The sequence below is a fragment of the Ancylobacter sonchi genome (assembly GCF_018390695.1).
GTDB classification, from domain to species: Bacteria; Pseudomonadota; Alphaproteobacteria; order Rhizobiales; family Xanthobacteraceae; genus Ancylobacter; species Ancylobacter sonchi.
Map to the genome: position 1 here is coordinate 632,257 of NZ_JAHBGF010000036.1, position 15,564 is coordinate 647,820.

Consider the following 15,564-nt stretch of genomic DNA (forward strand, 5'->3'; position numbering starts at 1 on the left):
TGACGGAGCCCGGCCGGCGACGGCCGGAGTCTCGTCCTGCTGGCACCACCGCTCAGTGCAGGAGGAGGATGGCGACCAGGATCAACCCCAGCCCGGCAATGCCGGCGAGCCAGACGCACGACCGCAGATACGGTATGCCCAGCCCATAGAGCGGCACATAGGCGACGCGGGAGAGAAAATACAGCCACGCTCCCCACAAGGTCGCCGTGCCGTTGCGACCGGCGATATGGGCGATGATGACCGCCGCGGCGAACAGCGGCAGGGTCTCCAGAAGATTGTTCTGCGCGCGCCGTAGGCGGCCCGTCAGCACGCCTTCCGATGGCCCGGCTCCGTCGCGGGGCCCGGCATTGTAGTCGAGGCCGGTCTCCCGGCTGCGCAGCATCGCCACCAGGAATATCTGCACGAGCGCGACGACCAGCGTCCAGCCGAGCAGCGTCAATTCGGTCGTCATGGAACCTCGTCGGGAGGCCGGAATTTGATGGTCGAATATTCGAAGAATTTGATTACATATGTACTATGGACAAGGTCAAAAAGCGCAAGAAGCAGGTGGCGCACGGACGTTCTCTGCGGCAGGTCGCGGCGCTCCCCTATCGCTGGGGCGATGAAGGACGGCTGGAGGTGCTCGTGCTGTCCTCGCGCGAGACGCACCGGCCCGTGATCCCCAAGGGCTGGCCAATCAAGGGACGTACGGATTGGAAATCGGCGGAGATCGAGGCGCGGCAGGAAGCCGGTCTCGTAGGCCGCATCGCCCGCAAGGATGCCGGCCACTATCGCTACTGGAAACGCTTCAACCGGGAGTTCGCCCTGGTCCAGGTCGCGGTCTACCCGCTGGAGGTGACGCGCCAGCTCGACGACTGGCCGGAACGGACCGAGCGGACATTGATCTGGCTTGCCCCCGAGGATGCAGCACTGCTGATCGACGAAACCGATCTGGGAACCCTCATCCTGGAATGCGCCCGCGACCTGCGGCGTCGGGAGGAGCGGAAGGCCGGCCTCCCCTCCCAAGCGGGGAAGCCGGCCTCGGCTCCGCTCTGAACTCCGCCCGCCGGGCTATTCCACGATCTGCACCACCCGATGCGTGCGCGGATCGACCAGAACCGTCTGATCATTCACGACGGTGTACCGATATTCGGTAACCCCATATTCCGCTGGCACTTCGTAGTAGCGCACGCCGCTCGTCGGCAACTCCGCGCCCACGATGACCTCCCGCTCATAGGCGTAGGACGGAACCCGTTCCTCGACGACGTAATGATGGAAGCGGGTACGACGGTCCTCGGCGATGCCGCCGACGACGGCACCGGCTACGCCGCCGACCACGGCACCGACCGGACCGCCCACAATGGCGCCGCCTACGGCACCCGATGTTGCGCCGGCGGCAACGCCCGCTCCCTGTTGCGCATTCGCGACGAGAGGAGCGGACACCAGCAGTGCAGTCGCAATGATTGCGTGACGTATCATGATATACTCCTGTTACCCAGCGCCCGTTGCGAACGCGGGGACAACGCGGAAAATCACTCGCCGTTCCAAAATTGGTTCAGCGACGAAAATACCGCCAGAAGCAATCGGACTTATCCTTCAATCCTAATATTATTTCTTCGGCCCAAGCGCCGCACCGTGAGACTGTGAGCCGAACAACCGGCCGCGCTCAGCGTAAAGCACGAACCCAAGTGCACCAATACCAAACACCGCGAAACCGACCGTCAGTGGAAGCGTCGTGCCGTCGAACATCTGCCCGAGGCTCGAACCCATCACGGCGCCGCCAATGGTCGTGGTGAATCCCAACAGCGAGGAGGCCGTACCCGCCACATGCCCGGCGGGCTCCATCGCCATGGCGTTGAAGTTCGACACGACGAGGCCAAAAAAGAACATGGTGACCGCCTGCAGCACCGAGAACAGCAGCAGCGTTTCATGTCCCGTCACCACCAGCAGCGCATGGATGCAGGTGACCGCCAGATAGCCGAGCAGCGCCGCATGCGACACCCGGCGCATGCCGAGCCGCTCGACGATGCGGGCGTTCAGGAACGAGGACATCGCCATGAAGAGGGCAATGCAGGCAAAGATCAGCGTGAACAGGCCGGCGGCGTCGAAGACGACGGAAAACACCTGCTGGGCGCTGGTGATGAACGCGAACAGACCGCTCATGATCATCGTCATGGCGAACATGTAGCCGACGCTGATCCGGCTGCGCAGCACCACGCCGAAGGCGTAGGTGATACCGCGGAAGGAAATCGGAATGCGGTCGTCGGGATGCAGGGTTTCCGGCAGGCGTACCAATATCCAGACGATCAGGATCGTGCCGAAAATCAGCAGCATGCCGAAGATCGCCCGCCACGGCGCGATCAGCACGATCAGCTGGCCGATCGAGGGCGCGATCACCGGCACGGCGAGGAACACGATGAAGGCGAGCGACATCACCCGCGCCATCTGTCGCCCGGAATAGCAGTCGCGCACGATGGCGACAGCCAGGATCCGGGTCGCGGCGGCGCCCACGCCCTGCAACGCCCGCGCCATCATCATCACCTCGAAGCTGGTCGCGAAAGCCGCGCCCAGCGAGGCCAGCGTGTAGATGACCATGCCCACCAGCAGCACGCTGCGGCGGCCGAAGCGGTCAGCCAGCGGACCATAGACGATCTGCGCTCCGCCGAAGCCCAGCAGATAGCTGGTGATGATCAGCTGCGTGTGGTTGGCGGTATCGATGTTCAGGGCCTGCCCAATCTCGGGCAGCGACGGCAGCATCGAATCGATGGCGATGGCATTGGTCGCCATCATCATGGCGATGAGGCCGACGAATTGCTTGAACCCCATGCCGGGATGGGGGTTATCCGGCGTGGGAAGCGTAGAATTCATGCTCGGAGTATCCAGGATGCGGCGGGCCGGAAGGCCCCGCCTTATCGCGCAATCGCGCCGGCGGCACAATTGAGCGGAAGGGCTAGGAGGCTGCCACGCGAAAACCCTGCCTAGCGCGCCGGAGGGTCTGCGGCGCGCGCAAGATAGAGTGAATCGAACGGCTGGCAGGGCGTATTTATGACCGATAACATGATTGTGCAATCGTCGGCGGAGTACCTTCCGCCGACGATCCAGAGGGGAGCACCATCATGTTCGATCCGACGACCTGGGTCGGTTTTCATACCTGGCTGAGCCTGATCGGCATCGCCACCGGCCTTTTCGTGCTTGCCGATCTTATTGCCGGCCGCGACCGGCCCATACTCGCCGCGGTCTTTCTGACGACCGCCTTCGCCACCAGCGCCACCGGCTTCGGCTTTCCGTTCTCGGGGGTCCTGCCATCCCATGTCGTCGGCGTCGTCGCCCTGCTGATCCTGGCGGTGACGATTCCAGCCCGCTACGCTTTCAACCGGACCGGCCGCGCACGCTGGATCTATGCCGCCGGATCGGTGGCCAGCCTTTATCTTCTGGTGTTCGTCGCCGTGGCGCAGGCCTTCGCCAAGATCCCTGTCCTGCGCGCGGCGGCGCCGACCCAGTCCGAGCCGCCCTTCGCCATCGCCGAGGGCGTGGTGCTGCTGATCTTCGTGCTGCTCGGACTGGCGGCAGTCAGGGGAACGGCGGGCCGGACGAAGCCCGCCGTCTGACGTTCAGTGGGTCGAGAAAATCGAACGCCGGCCGCCATGGCGGCCGGCGTCGTCGGTCAGAACTTCGGTGGCGACATGTCCAGCGCCGGCGCATCGAGGGGCTGGATGTTGAGCTCGATGGTCGACGGATCGACACCCGTCCCGGCGTCGATCCAGTAGGTCACCGATTCCGGCCACATGATCACGATCACCACCAGGATCAGCTGCATCACCAGCCACGGAATCGCGCCCCAGTAGATCTGCGAGGTGCGGATCGAGGGCGGCGCGATGCCGCGCAGGTAGAACAGCGCGAAGCCGAAGGGCGGGTGCATGAACGCGGTCTGCATGTTCACACACAGCAGCACGCCGAACCAGATCAGGTTGATGTCGAGCTTCACCGCCACCGGCACCAGCAGCGGTATGATGATGAAGGCGATCTCGAAGAAGTCGAGGAAGAAGGCGATGAAGAACACGAAGATGTTGACGAAGATCAGGAAGCCGACCCGGCCGCCCGGAAGCTGCGACAGCAGGTGTTCGATCCAGCGCGAGCCGTCCATGCCCTGAAACACCAGGCTGAACACGGTGGCGCCGATGAGGATGAACACCACCATGGCGGTCAGCCGCATCGTCGAGGCCATCGCCTGACGGATGAGGCCCCAGCTGAGCCGCCGGTGCATCGCGGCGAGCACGATGGCACCCACCGCGCCCATGGCGCCGGCCTCGGTCGGCGTGGCAAGGCCAAGCGCCAGCGTGCCGAGCACCAGCGCGATCAGCACGATGGAGGGGATCATGCCCCACAGCACCTGCTTGATCAGCGGCCAGCCGCCCTCCCCGATCGCCTCCGGCGGAAGCGGCGGCATGGTCTGCGGCTTGAAGAACGACAGGATCAGCACATAGCCGAGAAACAGCAGCACCTGCAGGATCGAGGGCCCGATGGCGCCGAGATACATGTCGCCGACCGGCTTGCCGAGCTGCTCGGCCAGCACGATCAGCACCAGCGAGGGCGGGATCAGCTGGGTGATGGTGCCCGACGCCGCGATGACGCCGGTGGCGAGCTTCTGGTCGTAGCCATAGCGCATCATCACCGGCAGCGAGATCACGCCCATGGCGATCACCGAGGCCGCCACCGTGCCGGTGATGGCGCCGAGGATGGCGCCGACGATGATCACCGCATAAGCAAGACCGCCCGGCACCTTGCCGAACAGCTTGCCCGTGCCTTCGAGCAGGTCCTCGGCAAGGCCGCAGCGCTCGAGGATGGCGCCCATGAAGGTGAAGAACGGGATCGCCAGCAGGAGGTCGTTGGAGATGATGCCGTAAAAGCGCAGCGGCAGCGCCTGCAGGAAGCTCGGGTGGAAATGGTCGGTCAGGATGCCGAGCGTACCGAAGAACAGGCCAACGGCGATCAGCGAAAAGGCGACCGGAAAGCCGATGATCATGAAGCAGATCATGCCGCCGAACATCAGCGGGGGCATCACGCCATGGGAGAACATGTCGGGCTCACTCGTGACGGAGAAAGGAGAGGCGGCGGTCGGGCGCGGCGCGCTCGTTCACTGCAGCGGCTTCTCGTAGTGGGTGTCGATGGTGACGTCGCCATGCAGCGCCGCTAGGCGCTTGATCAGCTCCGACACCCCCTGAAGCGTCAGGAGAAAGAAGCCCAGCGGCAGCAACAGCTTGGCCGGCCAGAGGATCAGGCCGCCGGCATTCTGCGAGACCTCGTCGGAGACATAGGCCTGCCAGAAGAAGGGAAAGCTCAGCCAGGCGAGAAAGAGGCTGGCCGGGATCAGGATGACGACGAAGCCGATGGTGTCGACCCACAGCCGCCCCCGGTCGGAGAGCATCATGTAGACGAGGTCGACGCGGACATGCTCGTTCCGGTTCAGCGTGTAGGACGCGCCGAGCAGCACCACCGCCCCGAACAGGTACCACTGGATCTCCAGCAGGCCGTTGGTGCTGTAGCTGAAGAGATAGCGCACGGTGGCATTCCCGGCGCTGATCAGACAGGAAAGGAGCACGCAGTAGTCGGCTAGGCGGCCGAAGCGCTCATTGATCCAGTCGATCGCGCGACTGAAGGCGAGAAGCCCACTCATTGCAACGTTTTCCCCTCGTTATCGGCAGCGTTTCTGATTGTTCCGTTGCTTCCGCCGATTATAGCCACGCACGCAAGTTAGACGATCGTCTCACTCAGGTATTCCGGCACGCCCGGCGGCGTCGCGAAGGATCCATCCCCCTCGCACCGACGCCGCAGCCTCAGGCAGAAAAGCTGAACCGCTGGGGAAAGCAAGCTGCATCGGCGTGCACCGCTTCAAAACCGCAGACGCCGTAACGTAAGCGCCACGGCCGGCAGGGAACGAGCGTTCGCCGACAGGGCTCCGACAGGACATGTGCCGCCAGGGACGTGAGTCACGGCGGCACCGGCGTGGCACCCGATGCCGGTCCGCCATGAGCCTTTTCAGAGCTGGAAGGGCCCGACATTCTCAAGCCTCGGTCGCCGGCGAGGAGACCGCGCGACCTCTCCGCCCTTGCAGCGGGCGGACAATTCAGCGGCCGCTCGAAAGAATACGTCCGACAGAACAGGATGGAGACTGCCGATTCACCCCGACGCCGTACCGATGACGCTGCAATGGCACCCTCACGGACGTCAGGAGCCTTGCCGAAGACCTACCGCCTGAAGTCAGAATCGTTCACTAGCCGAATGCCAAGGCGCCACGCCTTCCCATGATCCAATCCTCCTAGGGGGGATAGACACAACCCCTCTAGGGGGATAGGATAATTTCATGAGCGAGCACCCGCACATCCATCATACGCACCCGGAGATCGTGAAGCGCCTGAAGCGCTCGCACGGTCATCTGCGCACGGTGATCGAGATGCTGGAGGCCGGACGGCCCTGCCTCGACATCGCCCAGCAGCTGCATGCGGTGGAAAAGGCGATCAGCCAGGCGAAGAAGACCCTGATCCAGGACCATCTGGACCACTGCCTCGACGAGGTGGTGTCACCGCTGGAGCGGGATCAGCGGCGCTCGATCGACGAGTTCAAGGACATCATCAAATATCTCTGAGGACCCATGCCCGCCTTCGCCGAGCTGATCCAGCAAAGTACCGCCCACGCCTGGCTGTTCATCCCGAGTGCCATCCTGCTCGGCGCCCTGCACGGGCTGGAGCCGGGGCACTCGAAAACCATGATGGCGGCGTTCATCGTGGCGGTGCGTGGCACCGTCGCCCAGGCGGTGCTGCTGGGGCTGGCGGCGACGGTGTCGCACACGCTGGTGGTCTGGGCGATCGCCATCGGCGGCATGTATCTCTGGCAGGGCATCGCGCCGGAGACCTTCGAGCCCTATCTGCAATTCGTCTCGGCGATCATCATCGTCGGCATGGCGGCGTGGATGCTGTGGCGTACCTATGAAGACCAGCAGCGGGCCAAGGCCGCCGCCGGGCACAGCCATGGTCATGGCCATCACGGGCACGATGATGATCACGGCCACGGTCACGCGCATGACCGCACCCACGGCCATGGCCACGACCACAGCCATGACGACCATGCCCATCCCGTCTCCGACATCCGGATGATCGATACCGGCCACGGCCTGCACAAGCTGGAGCTGCACGACCACGGCCATGGTGACGCGCATTGGCGCTTCCGCCCCGAGCGCGGCAAGCCTTGGACGGCCGGCGAGGTCACGCTGACCACCGAGCGGCCGGACGGTCGCGTCCAGACCTTCGCCTTCGCCGAACGCGACGGCTATATCGAGAGCGTCGAGGCCATTCCCCGGCCATTCGACTTCATGGTCCGGCTAGCGCTGGGCCACGGCAATCACTCGCACGATTTCGACGTGTCGTTCCTCAAGAGCACCGAGGGCCACGATCATCTGCACGAGGAGCTGCGCGGGCTTGAGGTCGGCACCGACGGCTACCAGGACGCCCATGAGCTCGCGCACGCCAACGATATCCGCAAGCGCTTCGCCGACCGCAACGTGACGACGTGGCAGATCGTGCTGTTCGGCCTGACCGGCGGGCTCATCCCCTGCCCGGCGGCGATCACCGTGCTGCTGCTCTGCCTGCAGCTGAAGGAGTTCACGCTCGGCTTCGGCCTCGTGCTGTGCTTCTCCATCGGCCTCGCCATCACGCTGGTGGCGGTCGGCGCGGCCGCCGCGCTCAGCGTGCAGCACGCGACCAAGCGCTGGAGCTGGTTCTCCACCGCCGCGCGCCGCGCGCCCTATTTCTCCGGCCTCCTGCTCATCGCCGTCGGCCTCTATGTCGGCTGGCACGGCTGGACGGGCATCGCGGCGCTCGCCGCCTGAGAGCGGCCCGAACCGATATTCCAGAACATCGATGACGGGGGCGGGGCTGGTGCACCGCCCCTTTTCATATGGCGAAGAGCCTCGGCCTCTCTCGTCAGGGTCGACCTCGGTGCCACGTCGGCCTCTTCGCCCCTCCCGTATGAGAGGCAACCGCGCGACGCTGGAGGGATCGCAGCCCGCATCCCGTTGATCCACGTATTGTTTCGCACCACCCGTCACGCCACCATAGCCGGGCGATGAGATAGTCGCCCTTGGAGCGGCACCGGCTCGCCGTCGGGAGCCACCCGCCGCGCCGTGCAAAGCTTGGAAGGAAGTGCCGCATGTCCGTGCAGCCGGCCGAACTGGAAGCCATCGACCGCTACTGGCGCGCCGCCAATTATGTGTCCGTGGGGCAGATCTACTTGCTCGACAACCCGATGCTGCGCGAGCCGCTGGCGGCGGAGCACGTCAAGCCGCGCCTCCTCGGGCACTGGGGCACCACGCCGGGCCTCAACTTCATCTATGCGCATCTCAACCGCATTATCCGCGAACGCGATTGCGACGTGCTCTATGTCTGCGGGCCAGGCCATGGCGGGCCGGCGATGGTGGCCAACACCTGGCTCGAGGGCACCTATAGCGAGATCTATCCGTCGATCACGCCGGACGAAGCCGGGATGCGCAAGCTGTTTCGCCAGTTCTCCTTCCCCGGCGGCGTGCCGAGCCATGTGGCTCCGGAGACGCCGGGCTCGATCCATGAGGGCGGCGAGCTCGGCTATGCGCTGGTGCATGCCTATGGCGCCGCGCTCGATAATCCCGACCTCGTGGTTGCCTGCGTGGTCGGCGACGGCGAGGCGGAAACCGGGCCGCTAGCCGCCGCCTGGCACTCCAACAAGTTCCTCAATCCGGCGCTCGACGGCGCGGTGCTGCCGATCCTGCACCTCAACGGCTACAAGATTGCCAACCCGACGCTGCTCGCCCGCATGTCGGACGACGAACTTCGCGCGCTGTTCACCGGCTATGGCTACGAGCCGGTCTTCGTCGAGGGCTCCGAGCCGATGCCCATGCATGCGGCGATGGCGGCGACGCTCGACACCGTGTTCGACCACATCCGCGCCATCCAGGAGGCCGCGCGTGCGGCCACCGGCGACATCGAGCGCCCGCGCTGGCCGATGATCATTCTGCGCAGTCCGAAGGGTTGGACCGGCCCGCGCGAGGTCGACGGCAAGAAGGTGGAGGGCTTCTGGCGCTCGCATCAGGTGCCGGTCTCCAACGCCCGCGGAGATGCCGCGCACCGCCGCATCCTGGAGGATTGGATGCGCAGCTACCGTGCCGAGGAGCTGTTCGACCCAAACGGCATGCTCATCCCCGAATTGCAGGCGCTGGCACCGAGCGGCGAGAAACGGATGGGAGCCCTGCCGCAGGCCAATGGCGGCCAGCTGCGGCAAAACCTCGTCCTACCCGATTGGAAGGGTCTCGCGCTGGATATCGACCGGCCCGGCGCCACGATCGGCGAGGCGACCCGGGCCATGGGCTGCTATCTGCGGGACGTGATGCGCCTCAATGAGGAGGCGCGGAATTTCCGTCTCATGGGACCGGACGAGACCGCCTCGAACCGGCTGGACGCGGTGTTCGAGGTGACAGATCGCGTGTGGATGGAGGCTACCGAGCCTTACGACACCAGCCTCGCCCGACAGGGACGCGTCATGGAGGTGCTTTCGGAGCATCTCTGCCAGGGCTGGCTCGAAGGCTACCTGCTGACCGGCCGCCACGGGCTGTTCTCCTGCTACGAGGCGTTCATCCACATTGTGGATTCGATGGTCAATCAACACGCGAAATGGCTGAAGACCTCCGCCGAGCTGCCCTGGCGCAAGCCCATCGCGTCGCTGAACTACCTCCTGACATCGCATGTCTGGCGACAGGACCATAACGGCTTCAGCCACCAGGATCCGGGCTTCGCGGATTTCGTCGCCAACAAGAAGGCCGACATCGTCCGTCTCTATTTCCCGCCGGACGCCAACAGCCTCCTGTGGGTCACCGACCACTGCCTGCGCACCTGGAACCGCATCAACGTCATCACGGCCGGCAAGCAGCCGCAGCCGCAATGGCTCTCAGCCGAGGCTGCGGAGGCGCATTGCCTCGCCGGCGCCGGCATATGGCCGTGGGCCTCGAATGACATGGGTAGCGAACCGGACGTGGTGATGGCCTGTGTCGGCGACGTGCCGACCCTTGAAACGCTGGCCGCCGTCGACCTGTTGCGCACGGCCTTTCCCGACCTGCACATCCGAGTGGTCAACGTGGTCGACCTGATGACCCTGCAGTCGCAGACCACACACCCCCATGGCCTGACCGAGGAGGCGTTCGACACGCTTTTCACCGCCGACCGACCGGTGATCTTCGCCTATCACGGCTATCCCTACCTCATTCACCGCCTCACCTACCGGCGCCGTAACCACATGAACATCCATGTCCACGGCTTCCGCGAGGAAGGCACCACGACGACACCGTTCGACATGGCGGTGATGAACGAGATCGACCGCTTCCATCTCGCCATCGCCGCGATAAAGCGGCTCCCCCGGCTGGCCGGACGCGCCGCCGCCGCCATTGCCGCCCTTGAGGGCAAGCTGGCGGAGCATCACGACTATGTCCGCGAACATGGGGAGGACATGCCCGAGATCCAGAACTGGCAATGGCCGGCCTGATCCCACGCCTCCGCCGCCAACACCGCGCAGGGCTGGGCAATGCCTCGGCCGGCGCTCCTGCCGTCGAGGACGGCGGAAGCGCCGGAGCGCCGGAGTGCGCTTGGCGAAGGCAAGCCGTCAGCCCATATGAGCCTCGGACCCGGTCCCAGGCCGCCGGCCGAACCGGGCATCTGGTGGAGATTTACATGGCTCTTTCGATCTTCGACACGTCGATCCCTGTCTTCCTGCGCGCCTTCGACAATTTCTCGGCAATCCTCGGCAAGGGCGAAACATTCGCCCAGGCGAAGGGCCTCGATCCCGCCACGTTGGTGGAGGCGCGCCTGGCTCCGGACATGCTGTCCCTGGCCGGGCAGGTTCAGAGGGCCAGCGATACGGCGAAGTTCTGCGCCGCCCGCCTCACCGCGACCGCCGGCCCGAGCTTTGACGACAACGAGGCCAGCTTTGACGACCTGCACGCGCGGATCGCCAAGACGGTGGCCTATCTGAAGGGCTTCGATGCCGCGCAGTTCGAGGGCAGCGAGAGCCGGCAGATCGTGCTGAAGCGCCGGCAGGGCGAAGTGACACTCGATGGGCGCGCCTATCTTCTCACCTTCGCGCTGCCCAACTTCTTTTTCCACGTGACGACGGGCTACGACATTCTGCGCCAGCAGGGCGTGCCGGTCGGAAAGACTGATTTCCTCGGCGCCCTCTGAGACTTCCACTCAGCATCGCGCCCACGGGTCGCTCGCGCCGGAACGCCGGGCGGCCTCGCTGCCCCCTATGATGTGACGTCCCCGAGGACGCCACATGCCGTCGTCATGAGTGACCGCGGCCGAGCGTCGCGAGCAACTGACTTGCGGCGCGATAGTCCGGCTTCGCATGCCCCTCCGCGAAGCCGGCAACGGCGTCGCCCAATCGCTCGATAATCCGGGGATGCTGAGGCCGCAATCGCGCTGCCTGCGTCGCAATGCGCAGCGCCCAGGAGCGAAGCCCGGTGCCGAGCGCCTGCGTGTATCCCTCGTCGAGCTCCGCCATGGCCTCGTCCGGGCGTTCCCGCGCGATGATGCCGGCACGGATGCGCAGCAGATCCGGCAGGCACCACCCTTCACCATTCATCCGGCAGAAGGCAATGGCCTCATCGACGCTGGCGAGCGCCGCCGATCTCAGCCCCAGCCTGCCCAGCGCCTCGGCACGATGGCCGAGGAACATAGCCCGGCGGATCGGCCAGCGTGTCCGTTCCAAGGCGTCGAGGCCGGCAGCCAGATCCTCCGCAGCCTCGGAAAATGCCCCGTTCAGCACATGAAGCGAGCCGCGATAGCATCGGCACCAGGCGCGCCACGGTCCGAACGACTGCCGGCCTGAAACATCCGCCAGCAATTCAACCCGCTCGGCGAGCGCATCGGCCTCGCCACAATAGAAGGCGACGGGACACCCGGAATCGACCAGATTGAGAGCCAGCGTCGTGGCATGGCCATGTCGGCCGGCATCGGCGGTGTTGCGGGTCGCGAGCGCGGAAGCCTGATCCTGCAGGCCGAGCAAATAGAGCGTCGCCGAATAGAAAGCCCGGCCGTTCAATTCCTGATCGTACTGCATGCGAACGATGGAATTGGCGGCGACGCCGCCTCCCAGTGCCTCCTCCAGCGCTTCGCGCGCCTCATCGACGCGGCCGAGGAACAGGAGCGAAATGCCGGTCAATCGGTTGGCGATGACGAGATCTGCCGCCCGCGCGCCTTTCCCCGCGTGCTCGGCAAAGTCACGGGCGATCTCCAGCGACGCGCCATAGCGGCCGGAACAGAACTCGACCAGCCATAGCGCCCAGGTCGCCCGCAGATACAAGTCGAGACTGCCGGTCTGCCGCGCCACGCGATGTCCGGCCTGCACCATCTCCCAGGCTTCGGCGCCCGGCCCGATCGTATAGATCAACGCGGTGCCGAGCGTCGAAAGCAACACCACCTCGCGGGAGGGGTCGAGCGCGCCCCCCTCGCCGAGACTTGCCGCCGCCCGCTCAAATCGGGCCCGGCACTCATCGACCAGCGACAGCTGAAACCACAGCACCGCCGAGGAGATGGTGATCGCCACGCCGATCTCGCGGTCCCCCTTCGGCCCGAAGCACCAGTCGAGCGCGGCGCGGACATTGTCCAGCTGGCCGGCATAGGTGGCGAGCCAGTCCGCGGGACGGGACCGAGGCCATTCCTGCTCGGCGGCCGCCACCAATTCCTTCACCTGCAGCGCATGACGACGGCTCAGCCGGTCGAAGCCGCCCGCCTGCCTGAGCTTGTCCAACGCATAGGCGCGCGTGATCTCCAGCAGGCGATAGCGTGGCAGCGCTTGCGAAAAATCGGCGGCGACCAGCGATTTCGACACGAGGCCGGTGAGATTCTCAATGATCTCCCAGCTCGGCTCCTCGATGGCCGCGACCTTGCCGGCGGCATCGAGCGAGAAATGTCCGGCAAAGATTGCCAGACGGCACAAGGTGGTCTGCTCGCCGGGGCTCAGATGGTCGTAGCTCCAACCCAGCGTCGCCTGCAGCGTCTGGTGGCGCGGCAGGGCGGTGCGCCGGCCGGAGACCAGCAGGCGGAACACGTCGTCGAGCCGCTGCGCCAGCTCCTTGACGCCAAAGGCGTCGACGCGCCCGGCCGCAAGCTCGATGGCAAGTGGAAGCCCGTCCAGGCGGCGACAAATGCCGACGATGACCGGCACCTCTTCCGGACTGGGCTCATAGCTACCCAGTGTGGCCGCGGCCCGCTCGACGAACAGCCTCACCGCCGGAAAGCCCAGCGCATCGACGCCCCTGCCATCAGCCTCGCGCGGCGGCACTTCAAGTCCGGGCAGCCGGAAGACGTGCTCCCCCTTGGCCCGCAGAGGTTCGCGGCTGCTGACGAGAAGGCGCATGGCCGGATTGGCGCCGAGCACCCGTTCAGCGACGGCAGCGGCGGCGCCCGCCACCTGTTCGCAATTATCGAGGATGAGCAATCCCCGCTCGAATGGCAGCCGCTCGGAGAGCTCCACCGGCCCCAGTCCCAAGGTCACGCCGATGGCCGACGCCACGGTGTTCTCGACCAGCGCCGGATCGCTGATCTGCGCGAGCTCCACAAGGACCACAGCATCCGGCCCCGCCGCATCCTCCTGCGCCAGCGCAGCCCGGGCGGCGTCGAGCGCCACCGTGGTCTTGCCGACGCCGCCGGGGCCAACGACGCTCACGAAACGGCGGTGCGCGAGTTCCGCGCAGATCGCCGCCACGGCGGCTTCGCGCCCCAGCACCGGTGTCAGATTGAGCGGCAGATTCTGCCTTACCGACGGAGACTGCACCGCGTCGCGGTCCGCAATGTCGGTGAAGGTCACCTCGGCCACGAAACTGTAGCCGCGGCGGGCGATGTTGGCGATGTAGTGCCGTCCATCCTGGCCGTCGCCGAGCACGCGCCGCAACGCCGTCATCTGCACCCGCAGATTGGCTTCCTCGACGAACAGATCAGGCCAGGCACTGGCTAGAAGCTCCTGCTTGGTGAGCACGTCTCCAGCTCGCTCCACCAGCGCGACCAGAAGCTCCAGCGCCCGCCCGCCCATAGGAACGGGGGCACCGTCCTTCAGCAGATGCTTCGACGTGAGGGAGAGACGAAACGGGCCGAACAGCGCGGCACGAGAGGCGGGTTTCATGAACGATCCGGGAGACGTCTATTCGGCCATCGCATCCTCTATCATAATGGGTATAGACATATTCTGAAAAGAGAACCATTCATCGTTTTTTTTCAGTAATTGCAACGGCTTCTACCGACGCAAGGTAATGGCAGCTTTCATGGAATCGTCCCACTCCCCGACGGCCGCGCCAGTGGAGCCACGCCCGGGCAGCCTACGCGTCTCCGTCCTTCTGGCGCTGCTTGCCATGGCGGGACCGCTCTACATCGACATCATGCCGTCCATCATCGCCGCGCTGCGCACCGAATATGGCCTCAGCGCCGCCCAGGCCGGGTTTGTCGCCGCCAGCAACGGCTATGGTTCGACCCTGGGGGCGCTGCTCGCGCTGTTCATCGTGCCGCGCCTGCCCTGGCGCCCCCTGGCAGTCGTCCTGCTCATCGCCCTCGTCGCCGCCGATATCGCCACGACCTTCATGCGCAGCTATGAAGCGCTGGTGGGCATCCGCGCCGTCCATGGCGTCATCGGCGGCTTGCTGGTCGGCCTCTGCTACGCGCTGATCGCCCGCAGCGGCGACCCCCGCCAGGGCTTCGGCGTCCTCTTCACGTTCCATTTCGGCTTTGGCGGTCTCGGCGTTTTCGCCTCCACCTTCCTCGCCCCGTACATGACCCATGGGGTCGTGTTCCTGGTGCTCGCGGCCTTCGGCATGCTGGCCCTGGTAGTGGTGCCGCTCCTGCCGGAGTTTCGGTCGGAGACCAGCACCGACAAGGCGCGCGATGGGATCGGTCGTCTCCCCGCCCGCAACCTTATGCGCATCGGCGGGCTCTTTCTGTTCCAGGCCGCCAATCTCGGCCTCGGCGCCTTCCTGATCGGCATCGGTTCCGATCTCGGCCACGAGGCGGGTTTCTCCGGCGCGGCGGTCGGGTTCGGCTTGTGGGCGGGCGTGCCGGGTGCGCTTGCCATGCTGCTGCTCAGCCGTTCCTTCGGCTGGCGCCCCATGGTGCCGATCGTGATGGCCGCCGGCCTCAGCAAGGCGCTGATCGGTATCGGGCAGGACCCGGCAATGTTCGCCGGCGCCATCGCCGCCGTGTTCCTGACGATGGCTATGGCATTGCCCTACGCCTTCGCGCTCTGTTCCGACGGCGACGACAGCGGCCGCTCCGCGGTGCTGGCCGGGTTCGCCTCCAAACTCGGCCTATCCACCGGACCTGCAATCGGCGGTCTCATCTATTCGCTGGGAGCCGAGACGTTGATCACGACGGCCATCGCGACCGTGATGGTGGCTTCGGCGCTGTTTGCCTTCTCGCTCCGCCTGCAAAACGTCCGGCAGCCGGCCTGACGAAGATTTTGCAGTTTTTTGCAACCGTGCCCGCGGCATGTCGGCTAACTCATGGACGCTGTCAGGTGGCAGCGGGA

General features: G+C 65.6%; 13 protein-coding genes. 7 read left to right on the forward strand and 6 right to left on the reverse strand.

The features are described 5' to 3' along the window. Positions 1–52 precede the first annotated feature (52 nt). On the reverse strand, positions 53–451 hold the full coding sequence (locus KHC28_RS23775) for an MAPEG family protein (RefSeq protein WP_214010823.1): 399 nt from the start codon (positions 449–451) through the stop codon (positions 53–55). Between the two features lie 65 nt (positions 452–516). Here KHC28_RS23775 and KHC28_RS23780 point away from each other — a divergent pair, with 65 nt between their 5' ends. Beyond that, positions 517–1,035: an NUDIX hydrolase gene (locus tag KHC28_RS23780; RefSeq protein ID WP_214010824.1), complete on the forward strand. Its 519-nt coding sequence runs from the start codon at positions 517–519 to the stop codon at positions 1,033–1,035. A gap of 15 nt (positions 1,036–1,050) precedes the next feature. Here KHC28_RS23780 and KHC28_RS23785 read toward each other — a convergent pair whose 3' ends face one another. Together KHC28_RS23785 and KHC28_RS23790 are read right to left on the reverse strand one after the other, a co-directional pair. After that, complete coding sequence (locus KHC28_RS23785) at positions 1,051–1,458, reverse strand: DUF1236 domain-containing protein (RefSeq protein WP_214010825.1); 408 nt, start codon at positions 1,456–1,458, stop codon at positions 1,051–1,053. A 129-nt stretch (positions 1,459–1,587) separates the two neighbouring features. Beyond that, positions 1,588–2,916: a multidrug effflux MFS transporter gene (locus KHC28_RS23790; RefSeq protein ID WP_246565119.1), complete on the reverse strand. Its 1,329-nt coding sequence runs from the start codon at positions 2,914–2,916 to the stop codon at positions 1,588–1,590. Between the two features lie 179 nt (positions 2,917–3,095). Here KHC28_RS23790 and KHC28_RS23795 point away from each other — a divergent pair, with 179 nt between their 5' ends. Continuing rightward, positions 3,096–3,587, forward strand: coding sequence for a hypothetical protein (locus tag KHC28_RS23795; RefSeq protein WP_214010826.1), 492 nt, complete (start codon positions 3,096–3,098; stop codon positions 3,585–3,587). A 56-nt stretch (positions 3,588–3,643) separates the two neighbouring features. Here KHC28_RS23795 and KHC28_RS23800 read toward each other — a convergent pair whose 3' ends face one another. Continuing rightward, on the reverse strand, positions 3,644–5,056 hold the full coding sequence (locus KHC28_RS23800) for a TRAP transporter large permease (protein WP_214010827.1): 1,413 nt from the start codon (positions 5,054–5,056) through the stop codon (positions 3,644–3,646). Between the two features lie 57 nt (positions 5,057–5,113). Continuing rightward, on the reverse strand, positions 5,114–5,653 hold the full coding sequence (locus KHC28_RS23805; protein WP_214010828.1) for a TRAP transporter small permease subunit: 540 nt from the start codon (positions 5,651–5,653) through the stop codon (positions 5,114–5,116). 687 nt (positions 5,654–6,340) lie between these two features. Here KHC28_RS23805 and KHC28_RS23810 point away from each other — a divergent pair. From KHC28_RS23810 to KHC28_RS23825, 4 genes are all read left to right on the forward strand, one after another. Continuing rightward, the gene (locus tag KHC28_RS23810) at positions 6,341–6,622 is read left to right on the forward strand and encodes a metal-sensing transcriptional repressor (RefSeq protein ID WP_214010829.1); all 282 of its coding nucleotides are present in this window, start codon (positions 6,341–6,343) and stop codon (positions 6,620–6,622) included. A 6-nt stretch (positions 6,623–6,628) separates the two neighbouring features. Beyond that, positions 6,629–7,861: a nickel/cobalt efflux transporter gene (locus KHC28_RS23815; protein WP_214010830.1), complete on the forward strand. Its 1,233-nt coding sequence runs from the start codon at positions 6,629–6,631 to the stop codon at positions 7,859–7,861. 320 nt (positions 7,862–8,181) lie between these two features. Next, positions 8,182–10,539: a phosphoketolase family protein gene (locus tag KHC28_RS23820; protein ID WP_214010831.1), complete on the forward strand. Its 2,358-nt coding sequence runs from the start codon at positions 8,182–8,184 to the stop codon at positions 10,537–10,539. A gap of 185 nt (positions 10,540–10,724) precedes the next feature. After that, complete coding sequence (locus KHC28_RS23825; RefSeq protein WP_214010832.1) at positions 10,725–11,231, forward strand: DUF1993 domain-containing protein; 507 nt, start codon at positions 10,725–10,727, stop codon at positions 11,229–11,231. Between the two features lie 103 nt (positions 11,232–11,334). On the opposite strand, the gene KHC28_RS23830 is transcribed toward KHC28_RS23825, so the two are convergent. Beyond that, positions 11,335–14,172, reverse strand: coding sequence for an ATP-binding protein (locus tag KHC28_RS23830; RefSeq protein WP_312893317.1), 2,838 nt, complete (start codon positions 14,170–14,172; stop codon positions 11,335–11,337). Between the two features lie 226 nt (positions 14,173–14,398). On the opposite strand from KHC28_RS23830, the gene KHC28_RS23835 reads away from it, so the two are divergent. After that, positions 14,399–15,487 (forward strand): MFS transporter, encoded by a 1,089-nt coding sequence (locus KHC28_RS23835; RefSeq protein ID WP_214010834.1) that lies wholly within the window; start codon positions 14,399–14,401, stop codon positions 15,485–15,487. The last annotated feature ends 77 nt before the right edge of the window (positions 15,488–15,564 follow it).

Bases quoted from the DNA above. Each gene is read 5' to 3' on its own strand.
- KHC28_RS23775 (WP_214010823.1), bottom strand. From the start codon at position 451: ATGACGACCGAATTGACGCTGCTCGGCTGGACGCTGGTCGTCGCGCTC.
- KHC28_RS23810 (WP_214010829.1), top strand. From the start codon at position 6,341: ATGAGCGAGCACCCGCACATCCATCATACGCACCCGGAGATCGTGAAG.
- KHC28_RS23815 (WP_214010830.1), top strand. From the start codon at position 6,629: ATGCCCGCCTTCGCCGAGCTGATCCAGCAAAGTACCGCCCACGCCTGG.
- KHC28_RS23835 (WP_214010834.1), top strand. From the start codon at position 14,399: ATGGCGGGACCGCTCTACATCGACATCATGCCGTCCATCATCGCCGCG.
- KHC28_RS23820 (WP_214010831.1), top strand. From the start codon at position 8,182: ATGTCCGTGCAGCCGGCCGAACTGGAAGCCATCGACCGCTACTGGCGC.
- KHC28_RS23800 (WP_214010827.1), bottom strand. From the start codon at position 5,056: ATGTTCTCCCATGGCGTGATGCCCCCGCTGATGTTCGGCGGCATGATC.
- KHC28_RS23795 (WP_214010826.1), top strand. From the start codon at position 3,096: ATGTTCGATCCGACGACCTGGGTCGGTTTTCATACCTGGCTGAGCCTG.
- KHC28_RS23805 (WP_214010828.1), bottom strand. From the start codon at position 5,653: ATGAGTGGGCTTCTCGCCTTCAGTCGCGCGATCGACTGGATCAATGAG.
- KHC28_RS23785 (WP_214010825.1), bottom strand. From the start codon at position 1,458: ATGATACGTCACGCAATCATTGCGACTGCACTGCTGGTGTCCGCTCCT.
- KHC28_RS23780 (WP_214010824.1), top strand. From the start codon at position 517: ATGGACAAGGTCAAAAAGCGCAAGAAGCAGGTGGCGCACGGACGTTCT.
- KHC28_RS23825 (WP_214010832.1), top strand. From the start codon at position 10,725: ATGGCTCTTTCGATCTTCGACACGTCGATCCCTGTCTTCCTGCGCGCC.
- KHC28_RS23830 (WP_312893317.1), bottom strand. From the start codon at position 14,172: ATGAAACCCGCCTCTCGTGCCGCGCTGTTCGGCCCGTTTCGTCTCTCC.